We start from the raw sequence: 12,741 nt of genomic DNA on the forward strand, positions 1-12,741 counted from the left end.
GTTCAAAACTGCGTATTAACGACACTTTCACTTCTCGCGCAAGCTGGTTAGGATCGGGTTGCCTTGCCGTTTTTGGCGTTCTGTTTGACGCCACCGGCCAGGTCCCATGGGATCCATCGACTCACGCTTGGAGAGAGAGATGAACTTGAAGACCACCCCGCTCCGCGACGCGATTGTCTATTCGCTCGCGGTCGGCACCACGGCGATCGCCGGTACCGGCGTCGCCTTCGCACAGGACACCACCCCGCAGCAGACCACCACGCTCGATCGCATCGAGGTCACCGGCTCGCGCATCCGCCAGGTCGACATCGAGACCGAAGCGCCGGTCCTGACCATCACCCGCGCGGACATCGAACAGCAGGGCTTCCAGTCGGTCGCCGACATCCTGCAGAACATTTCCGCAGTCGGCGCCCCGGCCATCAGCCGCGCCTCCCCGCTGACCGCGGGCGAGAACGTCGGCGGCCAGTTCATCAGCATGCGCAACATGGGTACGCAGCGCACGCTGATCCTGGTCAACGGCAAGCGCCTGGGCATCAGCACCAGCGGCAACCAGGACGTGTCGCTCATCCCCACCGTAGCCGTCGAACGCGTCGAAGTGCTGAAGGACGGCGCCTCGTCGATCTACGGTTCCGACGCCATCGCCGGCGTGGTGAACATCATCACGCGCTCGAACTTCGAAGGCGCCACGGTCGATGCGTACTACGGCCAGTACAGCGAAGGCGACGGCGAGACCACGCGCGCGTCGGGCATCCTGGGCTTCACCGGTGATCGCGGCTCGATCACCGCTGCGGTCGAATACCGCAAGGAAGAGGAAGTCTTCGCGCGCGATCGTCCGTACTCGGCGTACCCGCAGAGCGACCGCCACCCCACGCGCAACTGGACGACGGTGAGCCAGTGGGGCGTGATCAACCTGCCGGCCAGCCTGGGCGGCAACCGCGTGCTCAACGAGGGCGGCGACTGGCGCAGCCTCGCCAACTACCACGCGCTCAACACCAACACCGGCACCACCGCGGCCGACCCGAACGGTTCGACCGTCGACAAGAGCAACACCAACCAGCAGACGCACCTTCGCACGCCGCTGGAAAGCAAGTCGCTGTTCGTCAACGGCCTGTTCGACATCACCGAGAACGTGCGTTTCCGCGGTGACGTGCTGTACACCGACCGCACCGCCGAGCGCCAGGTCGCAGGCTATCCGTTCCAGAGCGCGACGGCCGGCCCGGTCCCGGGCGGCTTCCGCATGTCGCGTGACAGCTACTACAACCCGGTCGGCGTGGACCAGGGTTTTGCGACCCCGCAGGACGTCAATTTCTGGCGCCGTACGTGGGAAGTGCCGCGCGTGGACAAGCCGACCTCGACCACGTGGCGCTTCTCCAGCGCGATCGAAGGCAGCTTCGGCGTCGCCGACCGGATCTTCGACTGGGACGTCAACTACCTCTACAACAACAACAAGGTCACCCAGGAAAACTACGGCAACCTCAACATCGATCGCACGCGTCAGGCGGTCGGCCCGTCGTTCCTGGACACCGATGGCGTCGTCAAGTGCGGCGCGCCGGGTGCGGTGGTCGTCGGCTGCGTGCCGTGGAATCCGTTCATCCCGTACGGTCGCGTGGGCGACGGCGGCCTGACCGGCAACCAGGCCCTGCAGGACTGGCTGTTCCAGCGCCTGAACTCGTCGGGTGAAACCGAGACGACGGTGTACTCGGCGAACATCAGCGGCTCGGTCGCCACGTTGCCGGGGGGCGACCTGGGTGTCGCCGTCGGTTACGAAAACCGTAAGGAAGAAGGTCGCTTCATCCCGGATGCGCAGGCCGTGACCGGCAACTCGACGACGCTGGCCGGCGGCCCGACGCAGGGCAGCTACACGGTTGACGAGGTCTACGCCGAACTCTTCATCCCCGTGCTGGCCGACCTGCCGGGCGCGAAGGAGCTGAGCTTCAACGTCGCCAGCCGTTACTCGGACTACGACACCTTCGGCGATACGGTCAACAGCAAGTTCGGCTTCAAGTGGAAGCCGCTTGACTCGCTGCTGTTCCGCGGCACCTACGCCGAGGGCTTCCGCGCACCGACGATCAACGATCTGTACGGTGGCGGCTCGCAGACGTTCTCGTTCTTCACCGACCCCTGCGATACCAGCTTCGGTGCGGCGGCCAACCAGCCGGCCGTGCGCGCGGCGTGCGGTTCGTCCGACCGCCCGCGCGTGCCGGATCCGAACACCTACCGCCAGCTGGCACAGGGCTTCGTGACGGCCGGTGGCACGAACTCGCAGACGCCGGTTCCGTTCTTCTCCGGTTCCAACCCGAACCTGATTCCGGAAACGTCCGAGTCCAAGACGCTGGGCGTCGTGTGGAGCCCGGAGTTCGTGCAGGGCCTGAACGTCAGTCTCGACTGGTGGAAGATCCGCATCGACGACACCATCGTGGCCGACACGCCCACGCAGATGCTCAATGACTGCTACATCCAGAACGACCTGACGCGCTGCAGTTCGTTCACCCGCGAGGCTGCGCGTGGTTTCGTCGACACGCTGTCCTTCACCGGCATCAACGCCGGTTACCGCGAAGCGGAAGGCTACGACCTGGATCTGGGTTATCGCCTGCCGACCGATCGTTTCGGTACCTACAATCTTTCGTGGCAGACGACCTACACCAGCCGCGACGAGATCAAGACCGACACGAACCCGGCGACGCCGCCGCAGCAGCTGGTGGGTTACGCGACCTCGCCGGGCTTCCTGGGCACCTTCCGCATCCGTTCCAACGCCAGCCTGACGTGGGACATGGGCATGTGGAGCGCCACCTGGGGTGCGCGTTACTACTCCAGCCAGAAGGAAACCTGCCTCTCGGCGGCGCTGTTCCCGGATGAGTGCTCGAATCCGGAGTTCGCCGCGGCCAATCCGGTGCCGGCGCAGGCGCGTCCGATCAACGAAGTGGGCTCCAACACCTTCCACGACCTGGAAGTGCGTTGGAAGGCGCCGTGGAACGCCACGGTGGCACTGGGTGCCAACAACGTGTTCGACCATGTCGGTCCGGTGCTGTACAGCCAGCCGAGCGCGAACGTGTCCTACCAGGGCCAGTTCGACATCGGCCGTTTCATCTACATGAAGTACCAGCAGCGCTTCTGATCCATCCCCGGATGGAGTAATCGAGCGGCCCCGAAAGGGGCCGCTTTTTTTTGCCTGATCGACGCCGTCGGGATTGCCCCGCCGCCGTTTCGGGACGCCGACGGGTCGAATCGGCTCCCCCGTACGCCGGGTTTGGCCGGGCCCTTTTCCTGTGCCGATTCAGGCTTTCCGGGGCGCAACATCGGGTTGTCACGATCCGATAACCGGTCGTTAACGTCTCTTTCACTTTTCTGTTGAGGGGGTTAGGATCGGGTTAAGCCTTGCCGCTTTTGGCGTCTGATTTGACTCCGTCGGCTGGGCCCCATGGGAAGTACCACCTGAGTTTTTCGGAGAGAGAGATGACCTTGAAGACCACCCAGCTCCGCGACGCGATTACCTTCGCGCTCGCCGTGGGCACCACCGCGGCGGCCGGCACCGGCGTCGCCTTCGCCCAGGAAGGCGAGAAAGCCACGACCCTCGATCGCATCGAGGTGACGGGTTCGCGCATCAAGCGCGCAGACATCGAAACGTCCCAGCCGATCTTCTCGCTCAGCCGCGACGACATCACGGCGCAGGGCCTGACCTCCGTCGGCGATGTGATCCAGAACATCACCGCCAACGGTTCGACGCTCAACAGCACCTACAACAACGGCGGTAACGGCGAGACGCGCGTCAACCTGCGCAACCTCGGTTCGAACCGCACGCTGGTGCTGGTGAACGGTCGTCGCTGGGTCGGTGGTACGGGCCTGGGCGGCGCGGTCGACCTCAACACGATCCCGACCGCCGCGGTCGAGCGCATCGAAGTGCTGAAGGACGGCGCGTCGACGATCTACGGTTCGGACGCCATCGCCGGCGTGGTGAACGTGATCCTGCGCCAGAACTTCGAAGGCGCCGAAGCCAACGCGTACATCGGCCAGTTCGACAAGGGCGACGGTACGCGTCAAGCCTACGACTTCATCATCGGCACGAGCGGCGACCGCTTCTCGGCGATGCTGGGCTACGGCTACGTCAAGGAAGAGCCGGTCATGGCCGGCGACCGTTACATCTCGAAGGAGCCGACCTACACCACCGGCAACTTCTTCGGCTCGGGCACCAGCCCGAACGGCCGCTTCGGTGCGGGCGAAGGCTGCGATCGCGTCAACGCCGCGGGTGCTCCGCTGTACGTCACCGCCGCCGGCAATCTGACGACCACCAACACCGGCACCCGCGCACGCGTGGCGCGCGGCGCCAAGCTGCCGGGTTCGGCGCTCTGCGTCCCGGGCACGCTGACCTACGACGGCGCCGGCACGCCCGCCCGTCCGTACGTCCCGGGCCAGGACGCGTACAACTTCGCTCCCGAGAACTACCTGCTGACGCCGCAGGAACGTCGCTCGGTCTTCGGCAATGCGTCGGTGGACATCACCGACGACATCCGCTTCAAGACCACGATGACCTACAACGAGCGCGTCTCCGAGCAGCTGCTCGCGGCGATGCCGGTCACGCTCGGCCAGCCGGTCGCCGGCACCCGCTCGGGTTCGGTCGTCATCGATGCGGACAACGCCTACAACCCGTTCGGCGAGGACATCACCCGCATCAGCCGTCGTACGACGGAGACGGGCGGTCGCTCCTTCAACCAGGACGTGCGCACGTTCGCGATGTCCGCCGGTTTCGAAGGCACGCTGAACTTCGCCGAGAAGTACTTCGACTGGGAAGCGGGCTATTTCCGCGGCCAGAACAAGGCCAACAACACGACCTACGGCCTGTTCAACGTCGAAGCGCTGCGTAGCGCCCTCGGCCCGTCGTTCCGCGACGCCGATGGCACCCTGCGTTGCGGCACCTCTGCAGCGACCGTGGTCAGCGGCTGCGTGCCGATGAACTTCCTCGGCGGCGTCGGCGGCATCACGCAGGAAATGCTGGACTACTCGACGTTCACCGCGCACGACGAGTACAGCTACACCCAGCAGTCCTACTACGCCAACATCAGCGGCGACCTGTTCGCGCTGCCGGGCGGCCCGCTGGGCTTCTCGTTCGGCCTGGAACACCGCACTGAAGAAGGCTACGACTCGCCGGACGCGCTGATCAATTCGGGCAGCACGACGGGTAACGCCCGCACCGCCACGGCGGGTGCGTACGACCTGGACGAGGCCTACCTCGAACTGGCCATCCCGGTGCTGGCCGACGTGCCGGGCGCGAAGTTGCTCGACTTCTCGGTGGCCACGCGCTACTCCGACTACTCGAACTTCGGCGACACGCTCAACAGCAAGTTCGGTTTCCGCTGGAAGCCGATCGAGGACCTGCTGGTCCGCGGCAACTGGTCGGAGGGCTTCCGCGCTCCGTCGATCGCCGAGCTGTTCTCGGGCCAGGCCGACTCGTTCCCGAGCCTGAGCGATCCCTGCAACACGGCCAACTACAACACGCTCGCGCCGCAGGCGCAGGCGCGTTGCCGCGCCGAGGGCGTTCCGGCCGGCGGCTACCGCCAGGACAGCCAGCAGATCCGCATCACCGTCGGCGGCAACCCGAACCTGCAGCCGGAGAAGGCCGAAACCACGACCTTCGGTTTCGTCTACAGCCCGAGCTACGTCGAAGGCCTCGACGTCTCGCTGGACTGGTGGAAGATCAAGCTGGATGACGCGATCACCACGATCGGTGGCCAGACCATCATCGAGCAGTGCGTCGATTCCGGCGGCACCGGCCCGACCTGCGGTCTGTACACCCGCCAGCCCGACGGCAACATCCTGACGCTGCTCAACACCACCACCAACATCGGTGGTACGAAGGTGGAAGGCTACGACCTGACCGTCGGCTACCGTCTGCCGGAAACCGCGTGGGGCAAGTTCAGCTTCACGTGGGATACCACGTACCTGGCCGAACAGAAGGACGACGTCGACGGCGATGGCATCTTCGGCGAAGACGAGCAGCAGGCTCCGGCGATCGGCCAGCCGCTGAACTACAACGAAGGCGGCAACCTGGTCGGCGAGTACGCGCAGAACGACAACAAGTGGCGCATCCGCTCCAACCTGTCGACCCGTTGGGAGATGGGCGACTGGGGCGCGACCTGGAACGTCCGCTACTACTCGTCGCAGGACGAGGTGTGCGATCCGGGCTTCGAGGAATACGGCTTCGGCTACCTGTGCACGGAAACCGACCGTTTCATCGGCATCCCGACCGACGCCAACAACAACGGCGTGTGGGACGGTACGGCCGGCGGCGATTCGATCACCTCGATCAAGGAATCGCAGCACCACATCGGCGCCACGACGTACCACGACGTGAGCGTGTACTGGAACGCGCCGTGGAACGCCCGCGTCACGGTCGGCATCAACAACCTGTTCGACAAGAACCCGCCGATCGTGCTCAACGCGTTCGCCAACACGTTCGATCCGCAGTACGAGCTGCCGGGCCAGTTCTTCTACTTCCGCTACTCGCAGAAGTTCTGATCGGTACCAACGGCACTTGCACCACGAACACGGCCCCGAAAGGGGCCGTGTTTTTTTGTGGGCGTTTCAAGAATGAAACAATGCCCGTTCAGACTGTTGAAGATTAACAACACTTTAAGTATTCGCTCCGCGGGTCTACCATCGGGCCCGACCTTGCCGGACTTGGCGTGGTTGTTTGCTCCGCCCGGCGTGGTTCCCATGGGAACAACTTAGACCGACTTGGAGAGAGCGATGATCTTGAAGACAACAAAGCTCCGGGACGCAATTCGCGTAACGCTCGCACTGGGCACCACGACTGCGGCCGGCATCGGCGCAGCACAGGCCCAGGACCCTGCTCCCGCCCCCGCCCAGGAAGCGACCACCCTCGACCGCATCGAAGTCACCGGTTCGCGCATCAAGCGCGCCGACATCGAGACTTCGCAGCCGATCTTCTCGCTCAGTCGCGATGACATCACCGCGCAGGGCCTCACTTCCGTCGGCGACGTGATCCAGAACATCACCGCCAACGGTTCCACGCTCAACACGACCTTCAACAACGGCGGCAACGGCGACACCGGCGTCAGCCTGCGCAACCTCGGCGCGAACCGGACGCTGGTGCTGGTCAACGGACGCCGGTGGGTCGGCGGCGCATCCGGCACCGGCCTGGGTGGCCAGGTCGACCTCAACTCGATCCCGACCGCGGCCGTCGAACGCGTCGAAGTGCTGAAGGATGGCGCCTCGGCGATCTACGGTTCCGATGCGATCGCAGGCGTGGTCAACATCATCCTGCGCCAGAACTTCGAAGGCGCCGAAGCCAACGCCTACATCGGCCAGTTCGACAAGGGCGACGGATTCCGCCAGTCGTACGACTTCACCATCGGCAGCACGTCCGACCGATTCGCGGTGATGCTGGGCTTCGGCTACGTCAAGGAAGATCCGGTGATGGCGGGCGACCGCTACATCTCCAAGGAGCCGATCTACACCACCGGTGCGGCGCTGGGCGGCAGCTCGACGACGCCGAACGGCAACTTCTCGGTGCGCTTCGGTGAGTGCTTCACGGACCCGACCGATCCCGACACCGCCACGCGTTGCCGTCCGAACGGCACGCCTGGCAGCTTCACCTACGATCCGGGCGCAGGCGCGGCGAACTGGCGCAACTTCACCGGTGCCGACATCTACAACTTCGCGCCGGACAACTACCTGCTGACCCCGCAGGAACGTCGGTCGGTCTTCGGCAACGCGTCGGTGGACATCACCGACAACGTACGCTTCAAGACGACGCTTACCTACAACGAACGGCAATCCGAACAGTTGCTGGCGGCGATGCCGATCACGCTGGGCGTGCCGGTCACCGGCACCAACGCCGGCAACGTCGTCATCAGTGCCGACAGCATCTACAACCCGTTCGGCGAGGACATCGACTGGGTGCAGCGCCGTGCAGTGGAAACCGGCGGTCGTCGCTTCAGCCAGGACGTGCGCACCTTCGCGATGAACGCCGGCTTCGAGGGCACGCTGAACTTCGCCGACAAGTACTACGACTGGGAAGCGGGCTATTTCTACGGTCGCAACAAGGCGAACAACACGACCAACGGCCTGTTCAACGTGATCGCGCTGGGCAACGCGCTGGGGCCGTCGTTCATCGATGACGAAGGCGTGCCGACCTGCGGAACTCCCGACTCGCCGATCGCCGGCTGCGTGCCGATGAACATGCTCGGCGGCGTGGGTAGCCTGACGCAGGACATGCTCGACTACGCGACCTTCGTCGCGCACGACGAGTACAGCTACACGCAGAAGACCTACTACGCCAACATCGGCGGCGACCTGTTCGACCTGCCCGGCGGCCCGCTCGGATTCTCGGTCGGCCTCGAACACCGTACCGAGGAGGGCTACGACTCGCCCGATGCGCTGATCAACTCCGGCAACACCACCGGCAATGCACGCACCGCCACCAACGGTGGCTATGACGTGGACGAGGCGTACCTCGAACTCGCCATCCCGGTGCTCGCCGACGTGCCCGGCGCGAAGCTGCTGGATTTCTCGGTCGCCACGCGTTATTCCGACTACAGCAACTTCGGCGACACGCTCAACAGCAAGTTCGGTTTCCGCTGGAAGCCGATCGAAGACCTGCTGGTCCGCGGCAACTGGTCCGAAGGTTTCCGCGCGCCGTCGATCGCCGAACTGTTCGCCGGCCAGGCCGACTCGTTCCCGCAGGTCAGCGATCCCTGCAACCAGGCCAACTTCGGCAACCAGACGCCGCCGGCGCAGGCACGCTGCCAGGCCGAAGGCGTACCCGCGGGCGGCTACGCGCAGAACAACACGCAGATCCGCATCACCGTCGGCGGCAATCCGAACCTGCTGCCCGAGAAGGCCGAATCGACCACGGCCGGCCTGGTCTACAGCCCGAGCTTCGTCGAAGGACTCGACGTTTCGCTGGACTGGTGGAAGATCAAGATCGAGGACGCCATCACCACCGTCGGCGCGACCGCGATCATCCAGCAGTGCATCGACTCCGGCGGCACCGGCGCGACCTGCGATCTGTACAGCCGCCAGCCCGGTGGCGAAATCCTCACCCTGCTCAACACCACGACCAACATCGGCGGCACGAAGGTCGAAGGCTGGGACATGACGGTGAGCTATCGCCTGCCCGAGAACTCGTGGGGCAAGTTCAGCTTCACGTGGGACACGACCTATCTGTCGGAATTCCTCAACGACAACGACGGCGACGGCATCTACGGCGAGGACATCTTCAAGGAGCCCGCGATCGGTTCGGCGATGGCGGCGAACGAAGGCGGCAACCTCGTCGGCGAATACGACGGTCCGAACCTGCTCAACTACTGGCGCATCCGTTCGAACCTCGCGGCACGCTGGGAAAAGGGCGACTGGGGCGCGACGTGGAACGTGCGCTACTACTCCGACCAGACCGAGCCTTGCCAGACCTTCGAGGACTACGGCTACGGTTGGCTCTGCACCACCACCGACCGCTTCCGCAGCATCCCGACCGATGCCAACGGCAACGGCACCTGGGACGGTACGGCCGGCGGCGACGACTTCACCGTCGTCGCGGCGAACGAGCACCATGTGGGCGCCTCGACCTTCCATGACGCGAGCCTCTACTGGAACGCGCCGTGGAATGCGAAGGTGACCGTCGGCATCAACAACATCTTCGACAAGAACCCGCCGATCGCGTACACCGCCTTCGCCAACTCGTTCGATCCGCAGTACGACGTGCCGGGACGCTTCTTCTACTTCCGGTATTCGCAGAAGTTCTGATCCTTCCCCGCGAAGGTTCATTCGCAGCGGCCCCGCAAGGGGCCGCCGCTTTATCCGGGATGCGCCGACCGGGCTAAACTCGGCATTCCCAACGCGCCGCAGCGATCGCATGAGCTTCGAGATCAGCCCCGTCTTTTCGGTCCCCTTCGCGCAGGACATGCTGCCCGACGCCGCCGCGCTCAATCCGCAACTGCGGGCCTTGATCCTGTCGCGCGAAGCCGAGGGCGCGCGCTACGCAAATCCGAATCCATCGCTGCAGCAGCAGCCGGGCGTGTTCGAGAGCGACTTCAACCTGTTCGCCTGGCCGGACGCGTGCATCCAGCAACTTCGCCAGTTCTGCTGGTCCGTGCTCGGCCGCACGATCGCCGACCTGAACGGCTACAGCGCCGATGAAATGAAGCGGCTGCAGATCTTCTCGCACACGTGGTTCCACGTAACGCGCAACGGCGGCTTCACCATCAACCACACGCATCCGATGGCCTCGTGGTCCGGCGTGTACTGCGTGGATCCGGGCACCACGCCGGCTGATCGCCCCGATTCGGGCGTGCTGCGCTTCCACAATCCGCATCATTACAGCAACTACTTCCTCGACGCCGGCAACGCACGCCTGCGTGCTCCGTATCACCACGGCACGTGGAACGTCCGCTTCCAGGCGGGGCAACTCGTGTTGTTCCCGTCATGGTTGCAGCACGAAGTGATGCCGTTCTTCGGCGACGACGAACGCATCACCATCGCGTTCAATTGCTGGTTCGGGATGAAAAACGGCTGAGCTCGCGCGCACTGCTTCTGGTGCACCAAGGATCAAAAAAGCCGCCAAAAAGGCGGCTTTTTTGCCTTTTTCGCACCTGCCTCGACGCACTCATTCCAGGCGAAGCGTCGCATCTCCCGAGAAGCTTTCGATCGACACGTCGCCATCGCCGTTCCCGTAGCGGTGGTCGAAGCTCGAACCCGGACCATGCTTCGGACGATTGATCTGCGCGCCCGGTGCGGCCAGGTCGCCGCTGAAGCTTTCGCCGCGCACGTTCGCCGACAGGTTCTTCGGCAGCGTGAGGTCGAGGTCGCCGCTGACGGTTTCCAGCGTGACGCGTCCGTTGTTCGCCAGCGCGGTGTTGATGCGGATGTCGCCCGACACCGTGGAGCCGGACAGCTTCTGCACGCGCGTGTTGAGCGTGCTCACGTCGACGCGGCCCGACACGGTTTCCACGCGCACCTCGCCGTCGAGGCGGCCGCGCAGGTTGAGGTCGCCGCTCACCGTTTCGGCGCTGACGCGGCTGGAGTTGACGGTGAGCATCAGGTCGCCGCTGACGCTGTCGAAGTCGGCTTCGCGCGGCGCGGCGGCGACGGTCACCTCGCCGCTGACCGAGTCGATGGACAACTCGTTCGACGCGACGCCTTCGACGTTGACGTCGGCGGAGACCACGTCGATGTCGAGGTCGGCGCGGATCGGCACCATCAGGCGCAGGTCGGTCGGCTCGCTCTTGTCGCCGCCGCCGAACACACCCATGCCGCTGCGGTTGGGGTACTTCACGCGGATGCTGAGGTGTTCGCGGTCGCCGTCGATCTCAAGGCGCTCGACGCCTTCGCCGAGGCTGCCTTCGATCTTCACTTCGGGCTTGTCCCAGGCGCGCACTTCGACGCTGCCCTTGACGTTCTCGATCTCGACCCGGCCACGCGGGTCCAGCGGACGCGACTCGTTGATCGGCGTGGCGGCGAAGGCGCCGTGCGCCGTCAGCAGGGCCAGGCCGAATGCGAGGCGTTGGATGTGGGCGCGGGTCATGGACGTTCTCCGGGAATCAGGCTTCGGTTCTTGGGTGGTGAAAGTGGTCGGCGGCATCTGGATGGCACCGGTCATGCGTAGGCGACGCGTTGCGCCAGTGCGAGGCGCCGTGCGTAGGTCTTGCGAAGCTGTTCGAGCAGCAGGCGCGAGTTCGGATCGTGCGCCAGCGCATCGAGGATCAGCGCGGCGTTGCGGTCGAGTTCGTCGAACGCCGGCTGCAGTTCCGCCGGCGGCCGGCCCGTACCGACTTCGATCATCGCGGCCTGGTACTGGCGGCGCATGCCCTGCGCTTCCAGCTGCACGAGCGTGTCGCGCTGCGCGGTCGCGTTGCCGGGAAGCGCCGGGCCTTCGCCACCGCTGCGCCACAGCCCGACCACGCCGACGGCGAGCACGAGGGTAGCGGCCATCGCGACCGGCGCGATCCACCGCGGACGCTGCTTCTGCACCTGGCGCGGCTGCGCCTGGATGCGCTCGGCGATGCCGGCCCAGAGGTCGTGCTCGGGCGCTTCGTCGCGGCGCATCGCCCGCAACTGCCAGCGCAGCGCGTCGGGGAGATCGTCGCGACCGGTGTTTTCGGTGTGGTTCGTGTTCATGCGTGTGCCTCCAACCGGTCGCGCAGCAGGTTGCGCGCGCGGTGCAATTGCGCCTTCGAACTGCCGACCGCCATGCCGAGTTCGGCGGCGATCTCCTCGTGCTTCCAGCCTTCCACGTCGTACAGGACCAGCACCGCGCGGGCGCGCGGCGGCAGGCTGGCGACGGCGCGTTCCAGGTCCATGGACAGCGCGGTGGTATGTCCCGCCGAATCGGCACTGCCGATCAAGTCGAAAACTTCTTCGTCCGAGTCGCCCTCGTCCTGCGGGCGGCTGCGGCGGCTGCGCAGTTCCATCAGTGCGGTGTTCACGGCCAGCCGGTGCAGCCAGGTCGAGAACGCCGACTCGAAGCGGAACGCCGGCAGCGCCTGCCACGCGCGGACGAAGGCTTCCTGCGTCAGGTCCTCCGCCCGGGCGCCGTGGCCGCCGACCAGGCGGGCGATGACGCCGTGGACGCGCCCGGCATGGCGGCGATACAGCGCCTCGAAGGCGCGCATCTCGCCGCGCGCGGCCGCCGACACGAGGCTGCGTTCCTCGCTGCCGTCGTCCGGGACGGCGGGGGCATCGGTCAGGCTTTCGGTCACGACGGTCAGCATGTCCATATGGATGCGCCGG

Annotated in this window: 7 protein-coding genes; 4 read left to right on the top strand and 3 right to left on the bottom strand. The window is 65.5% G+C overall.

The window, feature by feature from the left end; genetic code table 11:
- Positions 1-139: 139 nt before the first annotated feature.
- The 4 genes from ABIE51_RS16265 (at position 140) to ABIE51_RS16280 (ending at position 10,528) form a co-directional block, all read left to right on the top strand.
- Complete coding sequence (locus ABIE51_RS16265; RefSeq protein WP_192631475.1) at positions 140-3,115, top strand: TonB-dependent receptor domain-containing protein; 2,976 nt, start codon at positions 140-142, stop codon at positions 3,113-3,115.
- A gap of 338 nt (positions 3,116-3,453) precedes the next feature.
- Positions 3,454-6,510: a TonB-dependent receptor domain-containing protein gene (locus ABIE51_RS16270; RefSeq protein WP_192631476.1), complete on the top strand. Its 3,057-nt coding sequence runs from the start codon at positions 3,454-3,456 to the stop codon at positions 6,508-6,510.
- Positions 6,511-6,741: 231 nt separating this feature from the next.
- Positions 6,742-9,759 carry a TonB-dependent receptor domain-containing protein gene (locus tag ABIE51_RS16275; protein WP_192631477.1) on the top strand — a complete coding sequence of 1,006 codons (3,018 nt, stop codon included), beginning with the start codon at positions 6,742-6,744 and terminating at the stop codon, positions 9,757-9,759.
- A gap of 109 nt (positions 9,760-9,868) precedes the next feature.
- Positions 9,869-10,528, top strand: coding sequence for a TIGR02466 family protein (locus ABIE51_RS16280; protein ID WP_192631478.1), 660 nt, complete (start codon positions 9,869-9,871; stop codon positions 10,526-10,528).
- Positions 10,529-10,618: 90 nt separating this feature from the next.
- Here the strand turns inward: ABIE51_RS16280 and ABIE51_RS16285 are convergent, their stop codons facing one another.
- The 3 genes from ABIE51_RS16285 to ABIE51_RS16295 form a co-directional block, all read right to left on the bottom strand.
- Complete coding sequence (locus tag ABIE51_RS16285) at positions 10,619-11,536, bottom strand: DUF4097 family beta strand repeat-containing protein (protein WP_181902841.1); 918 nt, start codon at positions 11,534-11,536, stop codon at positions 10,619-10,621.
- 71 nt (positions 11,537-11,607) lie between these two features.
- On the bottom strand, positions 11,608-12,129 hold the full coding sequence (locus ABIE51_RS16290) for a hypothetical protein (RefSeq protein WP_192631479.1): 522 nt from the start codon (positions 12,127-12,129) through the stop codon (positions 11,608-11,610).
- A complete protein-coding gene (locus ABIE51_RS16295) occupies positions 12,126-12,728 on the bottom strand; it encodes an RNA polymerase sigma factor (RefSeq protein WP_232338446.1) in 603 nt (200 codons plus the stop codon). The genes ABIE51_RS16290 and ABIE51_RS16295 overlap by 4 nt, the downstream gene beginning before the upstream one ends.
- Between the last annotated feature and the right edge of the window lie 13 nt (positions 12,729-12,741).

This window comes from Lysobacter sp. OAE881 (assembly GCF_040546665.1).
GTDB classification, from domain to species: Bacteria; Pseudomonadota; Gammaproteobacteria; order Xanthomonadales; family Xanthomonadaceae; genus Lysobacter_J; species Lysobacter_J soli.

What these genes read in the sequence shown, in the direction of transcription:
- ABIE51_RS16265 (WP_192631475.1), top strand. Translation starts at nt 140, where the DNA reads ATGAACTTGAAGACCACCCCGCTCCGCGACGCGATTGTCTATTCGCTC.
- ABIE51_RS16270 (WP_192631476.1), top strand. Translation starts at nt 3,454, where the DNA reads ATGACCTTGAAGACCACCCAGCTCCGCGACGCGATTACCTTCGCGCTC.
- ABIE51_RS16275 (WP_192631477.1), top strand. Translation starts at nt 6,742, where the DNA reads ATGATCTTGAAGACAACAAAGCTCCGGGACGCAATTCGCGTAACGCTC.
- ABIE51_RS16280 (WP_192631478.1), top strand. Translation starts at nt 9,869, where the DNA reads ATGAGCTTCGAGATCAGCCCCGTCTTTTCGGTCCCCTTCGCGCAGGAC.
- ABIE51_RS16285 (WP_181902841.1), bottom strand. Translation starts at nt 11,536, where the DNA reads ATGACCCGCGCCCACATCCAACGCCTCGCATTCGGCCTGGCCCTGCTG.
- ABIE51_RS16290 (WP_192631479.1), bottom strand. Translation starts at nt 12,129, where the DNA reads ATGAACACGAACCACACCGAAAACACCGGTCGCGACGATCTCCCCGAC.
- ABIE51_RS16295 (WP_232338446.1), bottom strand. Translation starts at nt 12,728, where the DNA reads ATGGACATGCTGACCGTCGTGACCGAAAGCCTGACCGATGCCCCCGCC.